Source organism: Ancylobacter sp. G4_0304, from assembly GCF_047501495.1.
Classification (GTDB): domain Bacteria; phylum Pseudomonadota; class Alphaproteobacteria; order Rhizobiales; family Xanthobacteraceae; genus Ancylobacter.
Genome location: NZ_JAZDRM010000006.1, coordinates 68,757 through 83,173 on the forward strand (window position 1 = coordinate 68,757; position 14,417 = coordinate 83,173).

General features: G+C 69.1%; 14 protein-coding genes. 7 read left to right on the forward strand and 7 right to left on the reverse strand.

Translation table 11 applies throughout. From position 1 onward, the window contains the following. Nucleotides 1-53: 53 nt before the first annotated feature. The 3 genes from VRZ77_RS05140 to VRZ77_RS05150 all read right to left on the reverse strand — a co-directional run bounded on the left by VRZ77_RS05140 (nt 54) and on the right by VRZ77_RS05150 (nt 4,962). Nucleotides 54-2,942, reverse strand: a complete 2,889-nt coding sequence (locus VRZ77_RS05140) for a DUF4159 domain-containing protein (RefSeq protein WP_414591664.1) — start codon at nt 2,940-2,942, stop codon at nt 54-56. Nucleotides 2,943-2,947: 5 nt separating this feature from the next. Continuing rightward, the gene (locus VRZ77_RS05145) at nt 2,948-3,886 is read right to left on the reverse strand and encodes a DUF58 domain-containing protein (RefSeq protein WP_414591665.1); all 939 of its coding nucleotides are present in this window, start codon (nt 3,884-3,886) and stop codon (nt 2,948-2,950) included. 65 nt (nt 3,887-3,951) lie between these two features. Next, complete coding sequence (locus VRZ77_RS05150) at nt 3,952-4,962, reverse strand: AAA family ATPase (protein WP_241616658.1); 1,011 nt, start codon at nt 4,960-4,962, stop codon at nt 3,952-3,954. A gap of 191 nt (nt 4,963-5,153) precedes the next feature. Between VRZ77_RS05150 and VRZ77_RS05155 the strand changes: the two genes are divergently transcribed. From VRZ77_RS05155 to VRZ77_RS05170, 4 genes are read left to right on the forward strand one after another with little or no spacing between them, the layout of a single operon-like run. Continuing rightward, complete coding sequence (locus tag VRZ77_RS05155) at nt 5,154-5,741, forward strand: DUF1285 domain-containing protein (RefSeq protein ID WP_414591583.1); 588 nt, start codon at nt 5,154-5,156, stop codon at nt 5,739-5,741. Then, entirely contained in the window at nt 5,741-6,412 is a 672-nt protein-coding gene (locus VRZ77_RS05160; RefSeq protein ID WP_414591666.1) for a CoA pyrophosphatase, read from the forward strand. The genes VRZ77_RS05155 and VRZ77_RS05160 overlap by 1 nt, the downstream gene beginning before the upstream one ends. Continuing rightward, nucleotides 6,412-6,675: a DUF6111 family protein gene (locus VRZ77_RS05165; RefSeq protein ID WP_414591584.1), complete on the forward strand. Its 264-nt coding sequence runs from the start codon at nt 6,412-6,414 to the stop codon at nt 6,673-6,675. Before VRZ77_RS05160 ends, VRZ77_RS05165 begins: the two co-directional genes overlap by 1 nt. Continuing rightward, the gene (locus VRZ77_RS05170) at nt 6,672-7,883 is read left to right on the forward strand and encodes a CCA tRNA nucleotidyltransferase (protein ID WP_414591585.1); all 1,212 of its coding nucleotides are present in this window, start codon (nt 6,672-6,674) and stop codon (nt 7,881-7,883) included. The genes VRZ77_RS05165 and VRZ77_RS05170 overlap by 4 nt, the downstream gene beginning before the upstream one ends. A 5-nt stretch (nt 7,884-7,888) precedes the next feature. On the opposite strand, the gene VRZ77_RS05175 is transcribed toward VRZ77_RS05170, so the two are convergent. From VRZ77_RS05175 to VRZ77_RS05185, 3 genes are all read right to left on the reverse strand, one after another. Beyond that, nucleotides 7,889-8,200: a hypothetical protein gene (locus VRZ77_RS05175; RefSeq protein ID WP_414591586.1), complete on the reverse strand. Its 312-nt coding sequence runs from the start codon at nt 8,198-8,200 to the stop codon at nt 7,889-7,891. 27 nt (nt 8,201-8,227) lie between these two features. Beyond that, the gene (hemF, locus tag VRZ77_RS05180) at nt 8,228-9,127 is read right to left on the reverse strand and encodes an oxygen-dependent coproporphyrinogen oxidase (protein WP_414591587.1); all 900 of its coding nucleotides are present in this window, start codon (nt 9,125-9,127) and stop codon (nt 8,228-8,230) included. A 68-nt stretch (nt 9,128-9,195) separates the two neighbouring features. Further along, complete coding sequence (locus tag VRZ77_RS05185; protein ID WP_414591588.1) at nt 9,196-9,888, reverse strand: VIT family protein; 693 nt, start codon at nt 9,886-9,888, stop codon at nt 9,196-9,198. Nucleotides 9,889-9,956: 68 nt separating this feature from the next. On the opposite strand from VRZ77_RS05185, the gene VRZ77_RS05190 reads away from it, so the two are divergent. After that, nucleotides 9,957-11,825, forward strand: a complete 1,869-nt coding sequence (locus VRZ77_RS05190; RefSeq protein ID WP_414591589.1) for an ABC transporter ATP-binding protein — start codon at nt 9,957-9,959, stop codon at nt 11,823-11,825. A gap of 9 nt (nt 11,826-11,834) precedes the next feature. Here the strand turns inward: VRZ77_RS05190 and VRZ77_RS05195 are convergent, their stop codons facing one another. Further along, complete coding sequence (locus tag VRZ77_RS05195; RefSeq protein ID WP_414591590.1) at nt 11,835-12,299, reverse strand: tRNA (cytidine(34)-2'-O)-methyltransferase; 465 nt, start codon at nt 12,297-12,299, stop codon at nt 11,835-11,837. Nucleotides 12,300-12,548: 249 nt separating this feature from the next. On the opposite strand from VRZ77_RS05195, the gene petA reads away from it, so the two are divergent. Beyond that, entirely contained in the window at nt 12,549-13,109 is a 561-nt protein-coding gene (gene petA, locus VRZ77_RS05200) for a ubiquinol-cytochrome c reductase iron-sulfur subunit (protein ID WP_414591591.1), read from the forward strand. Nucleotides 13,110-13,131: 22 nt separating this feature from the next. Beyond that, nucleotides 13,132-14,409: a cytochrome b gene (locus VRZ77_RS05205; protein WP_414591592.1), complete on the forward strand. Its 1,278-nt coding sequence runs from the start codon at nt 13,132-13,134 to the stop codon at nt 14,407-14,409. The last annotated feature ends 8 nt before the right edge of the window (nt 14,410-14,417 follow it).

The window sequence follows — 14,417 nt, forward strand, 5'->3', positions numbered from 1 at the left end:
GGCGGCACGGCCCGCGGCGATCGGGGAGGTCGTCTTCATCCGGGAGAGGTGCGTCATTGCCCCAGCCTTTCCAGCAGCGCCGGGACGTGGACCTGATCGGCCTTGTAGTTGCCGGTGAGCACATACATTACGAGGTTGGCGCCGGTGCGGAACGCCATTTCGCGCTGGCGCGGGCTGCCGGCGGACATGGGCAGCAGCGGCTGGCCGTCGCTGCCGAGCGCCCAGGCGCCCGCAAGGTCGTTCGAGGTGATGACCACGGGGGACACGCCGTCGCCGGCACGGGCCGGGCGGTCCTCGCCATCCTCGGCCGCGGGCAGCGCCTCGACCCAGGTGGTGCCCTCGGCGAAGCGGCCGGGGAAATCCCGCAGCAGATAGAATGCCTTGGTCAGCACATGGTCGCGCGGCACAGGCTCCAGCTCGGGAATGTCGAGCCCGGAAAGGATGGCGCGCAGCGCGGTGTTGGCCGGGGAGCCCGAGCCGTTGGAGCCCGGCAGCACGGATTCGGCGTCGCGCGTGTCGAACAGGATGGTGCCGCCCTGCTTCATGAAGGCATCGACCCGCGCCAGCGTCTCCGGCGGCAGCGTGGTCGCGCCCGGCAGCACCGGCCAGTACAGCAGCGGGAAGAAGGAGAGGTCGTCGCGCGCGATGTCGACGCCCATCGGCTCGCCGGCCTCCAGCGCGGTGCGCTCGCGCAGGAATTCGGTGAGCCCGGTCAGGCCGGCCTGGCTGATCTGGTCGGTGTCGGCATCGCCGGTGATCACATAAGCGAGGCGGGTGGCATTCGAGGCCTTGGTGGCGAACTCGATCTCGGCCGGCGTCAGTTCGCGGCGCGCGGGCGGCTTGGCCGCAGCCTCGCTTTGCGCGGCAGGCGTGGGGGCGGTCGGCGTTCCCTGCGCGAACGCACGCTCCATCGGCATCGCCGCGCCGAGCGCGACGGCGAGCGCCAGCAGCGCGGCGGTGGCGGCGCGGCGGGGCACGAGGCGCGAGAGGCCGCCGCCGAGCAGGAACACGATGATCGCGTCCACCAGCAGCAGCGCCAGCAAAGCGAGCAGCAGCGGCGCGCGCAGATCGCTGGGCGTCGCGTCGCGATAGGGCTCGATCCGGCCGAGTGAGGCGAGGTCGAGCGGCGCCAGCCGGTCGCGCGGCAGCAGGGCGTTGACCGCGACCATGCCTTCCGGTGGGCCGTAGAAGCCGGGCGGATGGTCGGCGCTGGCGCGGCCGTTGAACCCGACCGGGATCGCCTTGGCAGTCGGCGTCACCGGGCGGAACGCGCCGAAACCGTCGAGGATGCGGCTCGGCGCTACGGTCTCGCCGGTCACGGCATTGGCACCGCTCTCATCGGCGGCGACCTCCGCCGCGCTCGCCCCGCCCAGCGCCACCACACGGCGCAGCATGTCGACGAAGGCGCCGGACAGCGGCAGGTTGGACCAGGAGGTGTCGGCGGTGACATGGAACAGCGCAAGCGTGCCGGCACCGCGCCGCTCGCCGGTGACCAGCGGCGTGCCGTCGGTCAGCGTCGCCCAGGTGCGGGCGGCGAGCAGCCCGTCCGGTTCGGCGAGCACCTGGCGCTCGACCGTCACGTCGGTCGGCACCGGCACGTCGCGGAACGGGCCTTCGGGCGCGAAGCCGCCCAGCGCCTGCGGCTGCTCCCAGGACAGCGAACCGCCGAGCACGCGCCCGCCACGCCGCAGCGTGACCGGCACCAGGTCGTCGGAGGCATTGGCGAGGCGCGGGCCGGCGAAGCGGATCAGGACGCCGCCGCCCTCGATCCAGCGATCCAGTCGTGCGCGGGTCTCCGGCTGAAGCGTGCCGATGTCCGAGAGCACGATCACCGGCAGCTTCTGGTCGATGAAGCGGTCGATGGCCTCCGAGGTCGAAGCGCCGTCGGCGGTGCGGATATCGGCGAAGGGGCCGAGCGCGCGGGTGAGGTAATAGGAGGGCGCGAGCAGCGGCTGGCGCTGGTCGGCGGCGGCGCCGGAGACGAGGCCGACCGTGCGGCGGCGCCAGCGCTTGTCGAGCAGTTGCACCGCGCCGGCGGAGGCCTCGTCGACGATTTCGAGCCGGGCGATCTCGTTGCGGATCTCGACCGGAATGGTGAAGCGCGCCTCGGTCTCTTTCGCGCCCGGCTCGAAGGAGAAGCCCGCGTCGCCGAGGGCGAGGCCGCGCAGATCATGGGCGCGGACCATGCCGGCACGGGGCAGGGTGTCGCGATCGGCGCGCACCACCTTCACCGAGAGCGCGTCCACCGCATTGTCGGCGCCGGTCAGCGCCAGCGGTTCCTCGACGCCATCGGCCAGCGTGATCAGCGGGTGAGTGCCGACGGTGCGCGCGAGCTCGGCGGCAAAGCCGTCCGTGCCCTCCAGCGCCACGCCGTCGGAGAGATAGATCACCGAGGCGTCCGGCGCGCCGGCCAGCGCCTTGGAAAGGCTCGCCAGCGCGGGGCCGCGCTCGGGCAGATGGGCGACCGGGGCCAGCGTGCGTAGCCGCTCGCGGGCTTCGCTGGGCGACATGACGCGCGGCTCCAGCGGGGGCTCGCCGGTCGGGATGAGGACGATGCCGCGGCCTTCGATGTCGGCATCGGCCACCACGCCCTCCGCGCTGGCGCGGCGCGCGTTCCAGTGCGCGGCGGCGGGCCAGCCGGAATCGATCAGCAGCACGGCGGGGCCGGTCGAGGCCGGGCCGGCCACCGGGGGATTCCACACCGGGCCGGCGGCGGCGAAGATGACGAGCGCCGCCAGCAAAAGGCGCAGGACGGTGAGCCACCACGGCGTGCGCGCCGGCGTCTCTTCCTTGGGCGGAATGTCCATGAGCAGCCGCATCGGCGCGAAGGCGATGCGGCGCGGGCGCGGCGGCACCAGCCGCAGCAGGAACCACAGCAGCGGCAGGCCGGCGAGCGCGGCGAGGATCAGCGGCGAGGAGAAAGCGAGGGGCAGTCCGAACAATCCGCTCATGCCGCGCGCCCCCGGTCCGTCGTGGCTTTGTCGCTGCCGGCCTCGATCGCGGGCGTGTGCAGGCCGCCGCTCATCCGGGCATGGAGAGCGAGCAGCAATTCGCTGGCCGGGCGATCGGTGCGGTGGACGATGAAGCTCCAGGTACGCCGCTCCGCCTCATGGCGGATGGTGGCGCGATGCCGGGCGACGCGGGCGATATAATCCTCTCGCACGGTCTCGGCGCGGCCGACCGTGAGCACGCTGCCGCTTTCCGGCTCGCGGAACTCGATGCGCCCGGAGAACGGGAAGGTCTCTTCCGCCGGGTCGCAGACCTGCACGACATGGCCGTGGCAGCCGGAGGCGGAAATCGCGGCTAGGCTCGCCACCACCTCGCTCGCCGGGCTCCAGAAATCGCCGAGGAGAACCACCTCGGCCAGCGGCGAGGGCGAGAAATTCGGCGGCAAGCTTTCCGGCAGGCGGTGGGAATGCACCAGCGCCTCGGCCATCTTCTCGACAATGCGGCGCGAGGCGGAGGGGCGCATGATGCCGGGAATGCCGACGCGCTCGCCACCCTTCACCAGCAGTTCGGCCAGCGCGAAGGCGACCACCAGCGCGCGGTCGCGCTTGGTCTCCCACACCAGCGGCGAGGCATAGACCATGGAGGCGGAGAGGTCCGGCCAGATCCACACCGTGTGGGCGGCCTCCCATTCGCGCTCGCGGACATAGAGATGATCGTCGCGGGCGGAGCGGCGCCAGTCGACGCGGGCGGAAGGTTCGCCATCCATGAAGCGGCGGTACTGCCAGAAATTCTCGCCGGTGCCGGCGCGCCGGCGCCCGTGCAGCCCGTGATAGACGCTGGCGGCGATCTTGCGGGCTTCGAGCACGAGCCGGGGCATGGCGGCGATGAGGCCGGCCGCGTCCTGTGCTGCGCCGCGCACGGCGATGTCGGCGTCCATCTCCACCCGATCAGAACTCCTGTACGCGCCCGGTCGTCCGCCCTGCCATCATCACCCGCGCATCATCACCCGATCTTGGACGCAAGTTTGGCGATAATGCCCGGCACTGTTTCGCCATCGGCCCGCGCGGCGAAAGTGAGCGCCATGCGGTGCTTGAGGACCGGCTCGGCCAGCGCCACCACATCGTCGATGGACGGCGCATAGCGCCCGTCCAGCAGCGCGCGAGCGCGCACCGCCAGCATCAAGGACTGGGAGGCGCGGGGGCCGGGGCCCCAGGAGATGAACTTCGACAGGTCGCCGGCATCGGTGCCGGGGCGGGCCGAGCGCACCAGAGTGAGGATGGCCTCCACCACGGATTCCCCGACCGGGAGTCGGCGCACCAGGCGCTGGGCGGCGGTGAGGTCGTCGGCCGTCATCACCGCCTTGGGCTTGGTCTCCTCGGCGCTGGTGGTGTCGAACAGGATTTTCCGTTCCGCGTCGCGGTCGGGATAATCGACGTCGATCTCCATCAGGAAGCGGTCGAGCTGGGCTTCGGGCAGCGGGTAGGTGCCTTCCTGCTCCAGCGGGTTCTGGGTGGCGAGCACATGGAACGGCTTGGGCAGGTCATGCCGCACGCCGGCGACGGTGACATGGCCTTCCTGCATCGACTGCAGCAGCGCCGACTGGGTGCGCGGCGAGGCGCGGTTGATCTCGTCCGCCATCAAGAGCTGGGCGAAGACCGGGCCGGGAATGAAGCGGAACGAGCGCCGCCCGCCCGCGCTTTCCTCCAGCACCTCGGCGCCGAGAATGTCGGAGGGCATGAGGTCCGGCGTGAACTGCACGCGCCGCGCGTCGAGGCCGAGCACGGTGCCGAGCGTTTCCACCAGCTTGGTCTTGGCGAGGCCGGGCACGCCGACAAGCAGCCCATGGCCGCCGGAGAGGATGGTGATGAGCGTGCGCTCGACCACGGCTTCCTGGCCGAAGATCACCGCGCCAATGCCGGCCTTGGCGGCGCGGATGTTGGCGGCTGTGCTCTCCGCCGAGCGCACGATCATGTCGTCGAGGGATTGGAAGTTCTCGCTGGTCGCTGACGTCATGTCCTGCTCCTGAAAACCCTTTGCCGGCCATGTTGCGCCGCAACAATGGATATTGCAATGCACGCACCATCGTACCGGTTGCCGTCGGGGCGGCTTTCCCGCATTCAAGCTTACGCTAAGTTTGGGCCTCGTCGACCATTGGTTGGGGCATCACGACTGCGCGATTACGCCTGTGTGACAGGGAAATTCCCGTGATTTCAGAAGCTTCTGGGCGGCTTGACGATTTATTGAGGTCGGTCGGGGAGGCGAGTGGCCGCAGCCCGGCGCCGCTGGAGCGCTGGAATCCGCCCGATTGCGGTGACATCGATCTCAGAATCGACCGCGAGGGCGTGTGGCACTATGCCGGTACGCCGATCCGCCGGCCGGCGCTGGTGAAGCTGTTCGCCTCCGTGCTGGCCCGCGAGGGCGAGCGCCATGTGCTGATCACGCCGGTCGAGAAAGTCGGGATCGTGGTGGAGGACGCGCCGTTCCTCGCGGTCGACATGGCGGCGGAGCCGTATGAGGCGGGCGAGCGGCTGGTGTTCCGCACCAATCTCGACGACCTCGTACGCTGCGACACTGAGCATCCGCTGCGCTTCGAGCCGCAGGCGGGCGCGGACGGCGTTCGTCCCTATATATATGTCCGGCGCCGCCTGTGGGCCCGGCTCACACGAGCGGTGTTCCTTGAACTGGCCGAGCGGGCCGAGGAGCGCGAGGTCGATGGGCGGCGCCTGTTCGGCGTGGCATCGGCCGGCGCCTTTTTTCCGCTGGCGCCGGCGGACGAACGGAACGGGACATGATGGATCACGCCGTGCCTTTCTCTGATGCCGCCCCTGCCGAGGCGGAGCTTTCCGCGCCGCTGGCGGATTTCCTGACGCGGGCGCGCACGAAGTTGATGAGCACCCCGGACATCGCCGGCGATCCGCGCCGCGGCGACCATGAGCTGACCCCGGAATTCCGCGCGCTGGTGGACCAGCGGCCAGTGCGCGCGGCGGCGGTGCTGATCCCGGTGATCATGCGGCCCGAGCCGACCGTGCTGCTCACGCTGCGCTCGGCGCATCTGCCGAGCCATGCCGGCCAGATCGCCTTTCCCGGCGGCAAGATCGACCCGACCGATGCCGGCCCGCTCGACGCGGCGCTACGCGAGGCAGAGGAGGAGGTCGGGCTGGAGCGCGCCCGCGTGCGCCCGCTCGGCTATCTCGACAGCTATCTCTCGCGCACCGGCTATCGCATCGTGCCGGTGGTAGCGGCGGTGGAGACGGATTTCGGGTTGAGGCTCAATCCCGGCGAGGTCGACGAAGCGTTCGAGGTGCCGCTGGATTTTCTGATGAGCCCGGCCAACCACCAGCGCCACTCGCGCGAGGCGGAGGGGCTGATCCGCACCTTCCACGCCATGGCCTATGAGAAGCGCTTCATCTGGGGCATCACCGCCGGCATCCTGCGCACGCTCTATGAAAGGATGTACGCCTGATGGCCCGTATCGCGATCACCAACATCCTGCTGTTCCTGCTGCCCTTCGTGCTGTTCGCGCTCTATCTGCGCTATGGCCGGGGCGTCGACACGCTGCTGGCAGGCTGGTCGACGCGCGCTTTCGCGCTGTGCGCGGCTGCCGCCGTGGTGCTGGTGACGCTGAGCCTCGTGCTGTTCGAGGGCGAGGGGCGCGGGCCGACCACGGGGCGCTACGTGCCGCCGACCTGGCAGGACGGCGTGTTGACCCCTGGCCATATCGAATGAACCCCCTGCTGGAAGGGCGTCCCGGCCTTGCCCGCGTGCTGGAGGCGCTGGACCGCGACGGCGAGGAAGCCCGCATCGTCGGCGGCGCGGTGCGCGACTGGCTGGTCGGGCGGCGCCAGCGCTCGGATATCGACATCGCCACCACCGCCCGGCCGGAGGAGGTGGTGCGCCGTGCCCGCGCGGGCGGCCTGAAGGCGGTGCCGACCGGCTTCGAGCACGGCACCGTCACGCTCATTGCCGATGGCGAGCCCTATGAGGTGACGACGCTGCGCCAGGATATCGAGACCGATGGCCGCCGCGCGGTGGTGACCTTCGGGCGCGACTGGCGGGCCGACGCCGAGCGGCGCGACTTTACCATGAACGCGCTCTACCTCACCCGCGACGGCGAGCTGGTCGACCTCGTGGGCGGGGAACAGGACGCACGCGCCGGCCATGTCCGCTTCATCGGCGAGGCCGACCGGCGCATCACCGAGGATTATCTGCGCATCCTGCGCCTGTTCCGCTTCCACGCCGCCTATGGGCGCGGCGACATCGACGCCGATGCGCTGGCCGCTGCCATCCGCCACAAAGACGGCCTCGCGCGGCTGTCGCGCGAGCGGGTGCGGGCCGAGCTGATGAAGCTGTTCGTCGCCCCGCGTGCGGCGGAAACGCTCGCGATCATGCGCGAGGCCGGGCTGCTCGACTTTGTGCTCGGCCGGCCGGGCGATGTCGCGACCGTCGCGCGGCTCGCCGAAATCGAGGCGGCGCTCGACCTGCCGCCCGACGCGGTGCGCCGGCTGGGCGCGCTCGCGGTGCGTGGCGAGGAGGACGCGCGGGCGCTGCGCGAGGAGTTGCGCCTTTCAAACGCCGAGGCGGCGCGGCTGCTCGCCATGGCGGGGCCGGCGGCGACGCCAGGCATGTGCGAGAAGGGGCAGAAGGCGTTTCTCTACCGCATGGGCCGCGAGGCCTTCCTCGACCGCGCGCTGATCGCCTTCGCCCGCTCCGGCGCGTCGTTGGAGGATAAAGGCTGGCGCGCGTTGATCACCATCGCGCGGGGCTGGCCGCTGCCGGTGTTCCCGCTCAAGGCCGCCGACCTGATCGCCGCCGGCCTCACCCCCGGCCCGGCGCTCGGCGCCGCGCTCAAGCGGGCGGAAGAGGCGTGGATCGAGGCGGGGTTTCCGATGGACGCGGCGGCGCTGGAGCGGTTCGTGCGGGAGGCGGTGGGGTAGAGCCGCTATCGGAACTTATATTGATATGCCACGAGACGTTTACGTGCCTTTTCGAGCTCTTCCGGCGTGAACAGTCGATGCCATTGGGTGTTTTCGATAACGACTGCTTCGACGGTCAGGTGTAGGCAACCTCTCTCATAGAGAGCAGTATATCCGTCAGAGACTTTCGGCGAGTTGATTAGATACTTGGCAGTTGCGAGGCCGCCATTTCGATTGAGCATGTCGAAGAAAATTATGGCTGTATATCTCGCTTCCGACTTGGCTCGTCGGTAGATGCTCATCATCTCTTCGTCGAACTGTTTCTCAAGCCTGTCCATCGGCAGCATCTCCAGAAGCCATTTAGCTCACGGCCACTTCACCACGGGCGGCATGGAGGAGAGGATCGAATCGACATTGCCGCCGGTCTTCAGGCCGAACAGCGTGCCGCGGTCGTAGAGCAGGTTGAACTCGACATAGCGGCCGCGGCGGATGAGCTGCTCCTCGCGCTCGGCCTCGGTCCACGGCGTGGCGAAGTTGGCACGCACGAGGCGGGGATAGACGTCGAGGAAGGCGAGGCCGACCGCCTTGGTGAAGTGGAAATCGGCGTCGCGATCCTCCGAATCCAGCCAGTCGTAGAAAATGCCGCCAATGCCGCGCATCTCCTTGCGGTGCGGCAGGTAGAAATACTCGTCGCACCATTTCCTGTAGCGCTCATAGTCGATGTGGGGCCGCCCCTCGCAGGCGCCGCGCATCGCGGCGTGGAAGGCGAGCGAATCCGGGTCCTCCTGGGTGCGGCGGACGTCGAGCACCGGGGTGAGGTCGGCGCCGCCGCCGAACCACGACTTGGTGGTGACGACGAAGCGCGTGTTCATGTGCACCGCCGGAACATGCGGATTGGTGAGATGCGCGATCAGCGAGATGCCGGTGGCGTGGAAGCGCGGGTCTTCCTCGGCGCCGGGAATCTGCTTGCGGAATTCCGGGGCAAACTCGCCATGCACGGTCGAGCAGTGCACGCCGACCTTCTCGAACAGCCGGCCGCGCATGATCGACATCACCCCGCCGCCGCCCGGCGCGCCGCTATGGTCGGTGCGGGCCCACGGCGTGCGCTCGAAACGGCCGGGCGCGCCGGGATAGAGCGCGTCCGGCGCCTCGTCCTCCAGCGCCTCGAAGGCGGCGCAGATGCGATCGCGCAGTTCCTCGAACCAGAGGCGCGCGGCTTCCTTGCGGGCCTCGATGTCGGTGGCGGTTGCTTCCGTCGCGGCCATGGCGGGCCTCCCTCGCGCGGGTCTCGTCGGCCCGGCTTGTAGCGATTTCGGCCGCGGACCGGAAGCCGCTAGACCAGCGTACCCGACAGGTGGCCGATCAGCGCGGTCAGCGCCATGGCGAACGCGCCCCAGAACGTCACCCGCACCGCGGCCTTGAGCATCGTCGCTCCGCCGGCCCGCGCGCCGACCGCGCCGAGCAACGCCAGCACGACGAGGGAGCACAGGGTGACGCCGGTGCCGATCCAGTCCGCCGGCGCCAGGATCGCGGCGGCGAGTGGCAGCGCCGCGCCGGCCGCGAAGCTCGCGGCCGAGGCCATGGCCGCCTGAACCGGGCGTGCCGTGGTGATTTCGGAAATGCCCAGCTCGTCGCGGGCATGGGCGCTGAGCGCATCATGGGCCATGAGCTGGGCGGCGACCTCGCGGGCGAGGCCCGGCTCCAGCCCGCGCGCGACATAGATGCCGGCGAGTTCCTCCAGCTCGCCTTGCGGGTCGGTGCGCAGTTCCTCGCGCTCGCGCGTGAGGTCCGCCTGCTCCGCATCCGATTGCGAGGACACCGAGACATATTCGCCCGCCGCCATCGACATCGCGCCCGCCACCAGCCCGGCGAGGCCGGCGAGCAGCACGTCACCGCGTTGGGTGCTGGCGGCGGCGATGCCGACCATCAGGCTCGCGGTGGACAGGATGCCGTCATTGGCGCCCAGCACGGCGGCGCGCAGCCAGCCGATGCGGGTGACGTAATGGCGTTCCACATGGCTGCGCATGGCGATTGTCCTTAGGTTCCGGCCCCGACGACACACTCATGCCGCATCGCGGTATCACAAGGCGGGCCATGTTCACGCGCATCTTCGCCTGGTTCGAAAATCTCGTCGATCCGTTCCGTCCCGTACCCATCGCGCGGCCGCCGGAAGGGCTCGCTGCGTTCTATTGGCATTTCGTCCGGCAGAGCGGCTGGATCTTCATCGCCGCGCTCGCCGCCGCCTTCGTGGTGGCGATCGTCGAGGTGTCGCTGTTCCGCTATATCGGCCAGATCGTCGACCTGCTGCAGAGCTCCTCACCGGGGACGATCTTCACCGACCATGGCAGCCTGCTGCTCTGGATGGCGTTTGTCGTGGTGATCGCGCGCCCGGCGTCCAACGCGCTGCACGACCTGCTGGTGCGCCAGTCCATCACCGCCAATGTCGGCAGCCTGATCCGCTGGCAGTCCTATCGCTGGGTGGTTCGGCAGTCGCTCGGCTATTTCCAGGGCGACTTCGCCGGCCGAATCGCGACCCGCGTGCTGCAGGCCGGGCCGGCGGTGCGCGGCTCGGTGGTCGAGGTGATCGACGCGCTTTGGTATGTGAGCGTCTATGCGGTGAGCGCGGTCATCCTGTTCGCCGAGGCCGACTGGCGGCTCGCCGTGCCGATGGTGGCGTGGATCGCGCTGTACATACTGGCGCTGTCGAAGTTCGTGCCCTCGGTGCGGCATTTGTCCAAGGCCACCTCCGAGAAGAACTCGATGCTCTCGGGCCGCATCGTCGACAGCTACACCAATGTCATGACGGTGAAGCTGTTCGCCCATGGCGACCGCGAGGACAGCTATGTCCGCGACGCGCTGGAGAATCACAACCGCGCCTTCAAGGACCAGCAGCGCCAGATCACCCGCATGGCGCTGACGGTGAGCGTGCTGAACAGCGCCATGCTCGGCGCCGTGGGCGGCATCGGCATCTGGCTGTGGTCGATCGAGGCGATCAATCTCGGCGCCATCGCGCTCTCCACCGGCCTTGCCATCCGCATCACCAACATGTCCGGCTGGATCATGTGGGTGGTCACCGGCGTGTTCGAGAATGTCGGCACGGTGCAGGAGGCGATCCTCACCATCGCGCGCCCGCACACCGTGACCGACCGCGAAGCGGCGCCGGCGCTCACCGTGGCGCAGGGCGCGATCCGCTTCGACGATCTGAGCTTCCACTACGGCAAGGGTGAGGGGGTGATCGACCATCTCGACCTTGAACTGAAGCCGGGCGAGCGCGTCGGGCTGGTCGGCCCCTCGGGCGCGGGCAAGTCGACGCTGATGAGCCTGCTGCTGCGCTTCTACGACCCGGAGGGCGGGCGCATCCTGATCGACGGGCAGGACGTGACGGCAATCACGCAGGAATCGCTGCGCGCGAAGATCGGCGTGGTGACGCAGGACACCTCGCTGATGCACCGCTCGGTGCGCGACAACATCGCCTATGGCCGCCCCGATGCCAGCGACGAGGAAATCTGGCAGGCCGCGCGGCGCGCCCATGCCGAGGGCTTCATCGAGACGCTGGTCGATCCGCAGGGCCGCACCGGGCTCGATGCCCATGTCGGCGAGCGCGGCGTCAAGCTCTCCGGCGGCCAGCGCCAGCGCATCGCTATCGCCCGCGTGCTGCTGAAGGACGCGCCGATCCTGGTGCTCGACGAGGCGACCTCGGCGCTCGATTCGGAGATCGAGGCGGCGATCCAGGCCAATCTCGACGATCTGATGGAGGGCAAGACCGTGATCGCCATCGCCCACCGGCTTTCCACCATCGCGAAGATGGACCGGCTGGTGGTGATGGAGCACGGCCGCATCGTCGAGACCGGCAGCCATGCCGAGCTGATCGCGCGCGGCGGGCTCTATGCCCGGCTGTGGAAGCGCCAGTCCGGCGGCTTCATCGACGCCGACGAGGCGGCGGTCGAGGAAGCGGCGGAGTAATCCGCCCGCTCAGCCCGGAAAGCCCCCGGTCTGGCGCAGCGCCTCGCCGAGAATCATCGCGCCCGCCACCGCGACATTGAGCGAGCGCGCCTGCGCGCGGAGCGGGATCACGATCCGCGCGTCCGCCCGCTCATGAACCGAATCCGGCACGCCCGCGCTTTCCCGCCCCAGCAGCAGAACATCCGATTGCGCAAAGCCGAAGGCCGTATAGGGCGTCGCGGCGCGGGTGGTGCACAGCACGAGCCGCCGCCCCTCGCCGGCGCGCCAGCCCTCGAAGGCGGTGAAGCTGGCATGGCGGTGGATGACGGCGCGGTCGAGATAATCCATGCCCGCGCGCCGGAAGCCGGCATCGCCCACGGGGAATCCCGCCGGCTCGACGATGTGCAGCTCGATCCCCAGGCAGGCCGCGGTGCGGGCCAGCGTGCCGGCGTTTGGCGCGATGTCGGGTTCGAACAGGGCCAGGACGAGAGACATGAGACATTCCCGAAGGTTGGGTCCGCGATGGCCATTCGGCGGCGAAACGGCGGACACGGCGTGGCAGGAGAGTGGGGGCAGGACGGACTGCCGCACTGCCTTCATCTGGACAAGGGGCTGTTCCGGTGCAATTAGAGGCACTCGAAGGTACGCCAGCCTGCGCAGGGTCCGCTTGCCTGCTTCGCATTGCGGAGCCGGACCGCCGGCGGGCGTGTATCTGTTGAGGGCATGAGGGGAAAGGGATCCATCGTGGCAACAACCGGGACGGCGGAAACCACGCGCCGCGACTTTCTCTATATAGCGACCGGCGCCATGGGCGCGGTCGGAGCCGCCGCTCTGGTGTGGCCTTTCGTTTCCCAGTTGCAGCCGGACGCCTCGGTGCTGGCGCTGGCGTCCACGGATGTGGATACCTCGCAGATCGCCGAAGGCCAGATCGTCACCGTGAAGTGGCGCGGCAAGCCGGTCTTCGTGTGGAATCGCACCCCCGAGGACGTCGCCAAGTCGAAGGAAGTGGCGCTGTCCGCGCTGCTGGACCCGATCGCGCGCAACGCCAACCTGCCGCCCGACGCCCCCGCGACCGACGAGAACCGCGCCGCCCCCGACAAGGAGCGCTGGCTGGTGGTGATCGGCATCTGCACGCATCTGGGCTGCGTGCCGATCGGCCATGCGGGCGAGTATGACGGCTGGTTCTGCCCCTGCCACGGTTCGGAATACGACCAGGCGGGCCGCGTGCGCCGCGGGCCGGCGCCGACCAACCTGGAGGTGCCGCCCTACGCCTTCGCGTCCGATACCAAGATCACCATCGGCTGATCGGCTTCAGGAAACCTATGCAATGAGCGGACACGCGACATTCGAGCCGAAGCATCCGGCACTCAAGTGGTTCGAAAGCCGGCTTCCCCTGGTCGGCCTCATCCATTCCTCCTTCATCGCCTATCCCACCCCGCGCAACCTGAACTACTGGTGGACCTTCGGCGGCATCCTGTCGCTGATGCTGGTCTGTCAGATCCTGTCGGGCGTGGTGCTGGTGATGCACTACACCCCGCATGTGACGCTCGCCTTCGACTCGGTCGAGCACATCATGCGTGACGTGTCCTATGGCTGGCTGATCCGCTACATCCACGCCAACGGTGCGTCGATGTTCTTCATCGCGGTGTACATCCACATGTTCCGCGGCCTGTATTACGGGTCCTACAAGGCGCCGCGCGAGGTGCTGTGGATCCTCGGCTGCATCATCTACCTGCTGATGATGGCGACCGCCTTCATGGGCTACGTGCTGCCGTGGGGCCAGATGAGCTTCTGGGGCGCCACCGTCATCACCAACCTGTTCTCGGCCTTCCCGGTGGTCGGCCCGACCATCGTCGAGTGGCTGTGGGGCGGGTTCTCGGTCGATAATCCGACGCTGAACCGCTTCTTCTCGCTGCACTATCTGCTGCCCTTCATGATCGCGGGCGTCGTCGTCCTGCACGTCTGGGCGCTGCATGTGGTGGGCCAGAACAACCCGACCGGCGTCGAGCCCAAGACCGCGAAGGACACCGTTCCCTTCACCCCGTACGCGACCATCAAGGACGGGTTCGGGATGGTGTGCTTCCTGATCTTCTTCGCGTGGTTCCTGTTCTACATCCCGAACTATCTCGGCCACGCCGACAACTACATCCCGGCCAACCCGCTGGTGACCCCGGCCCACATCGTGCCCGAATGGTACTACCTGCCGTTCTACGCGATGCTGCGCGCGGTGCCTGACAAGCTGGGCGGCGTGCTCACCATGTTCGGCGCGATCATCGTGCTGTTCTTCGTGCCGTGGCTGGATACCTCGAAGGTGCGCTCGGGCGTCTACCGCCCGCTGTTCAAGCAGTTCTTCTGGATCTGGGTCGTGGTGTGCATCGGTCTGGGCTGGCTGGGCTCCAAGCCGGCCGAGGGCGGCTACGTCATCGCCGGCCGCATCCTCACCGTGTGGTACTTCGCGCACTTCCTCATCATCCTTCCGCTGCTCGGCCTGTTCGAGAGGCCGAAGGCGGTGCCGGCCTCGATCACCGAGGCGGTGCTGGGCAAGAAGACCAAGGGCGGCGCGCCCGCCTCGGTTGGCGCTCACGCGCCGCAGACGAAGGGTTGAGCGGACAT

Bases quoted from the DNA above. Each gene is read 5' to 3' on its own strand.
- VRZ77_RS05145 (WP_414591665.1), bottom strand. From the start codon at position 3,886: ATGGACGCCGACATCGCCGTGCGCGGCGCAGCACAGGACGCGGCCGGC.
- VRZ77_RS05150 (WP_241616658.1), bottom strand. From the start codon at position 4,962: ATGACGTCAGCGACCAGCGAGAACTTCCAATCCCTCGACGACATGATC.
- VRZ77_RS05160 (WP_414591666.1), top strand. From the start codon at position 5,741: ATGGATCACGCCGTGCCTTTCTCTGATGCCGCCCCTGCCGAGGCGGAG.
- VRZ77_RS05165 (WP_414591584.1), top strand. From the start codon at position 6,412: ATGGCCCGTATCGCGATCACCAACATCCTGCTGTTCCTGCTGCCCTTC.
- VRZ77_RS05170 (WP_414591585.1), top strand. From the start codon at position 6,672: ATGAACCCCCTGCTGGAAGGGCGTCCCGGCCTTGCCCGCGTGCTGGAG.
- VRZ77_RS05175 (WP_414591586.1), bottom strand. From the start codon at position 8,200: ATGGACAGGCTTGAGAAACAGTTCGACGAAGAGATGATGAGCATCTAC.
- hemF (WP_414591587.1), bottom strand. From the start codon at position 9,127: ATGGCCGCGACGGAAGCAACCGCCACCGACATCGAGGCCCGCAAGGAA.
- VRZ77_RS05185 (WP_414591588.1), bottom strand. From the start codon at position 9,888: ATGCGCAGCCATGTGGAACGCCATTACGTCACCCGCATCGGCTGGCTG.
- VRZ77_RS05190 (WP_414591589.1), top strand. From the start codon at position 9,957: ATGTTCACGCGCATCTTCGCCTGGTTCGAAAATCTCGTCGATCCGTTC.
- VRZ77_RS05195 (WP_414591590.1), bottom strand. From the start codon at position 12,299: ATGTCTCTCGTCCTGGCCCTGTTCGAACCCGACATCGCGCCAAACGCC.
- VRZ77_RS05205 (WP_414591592.1), top strand. From the start codon at position 13,132: ATGAGCGGACACGCGACATTCGAGCCGAAGCATCCGGCACTCAAGTGG.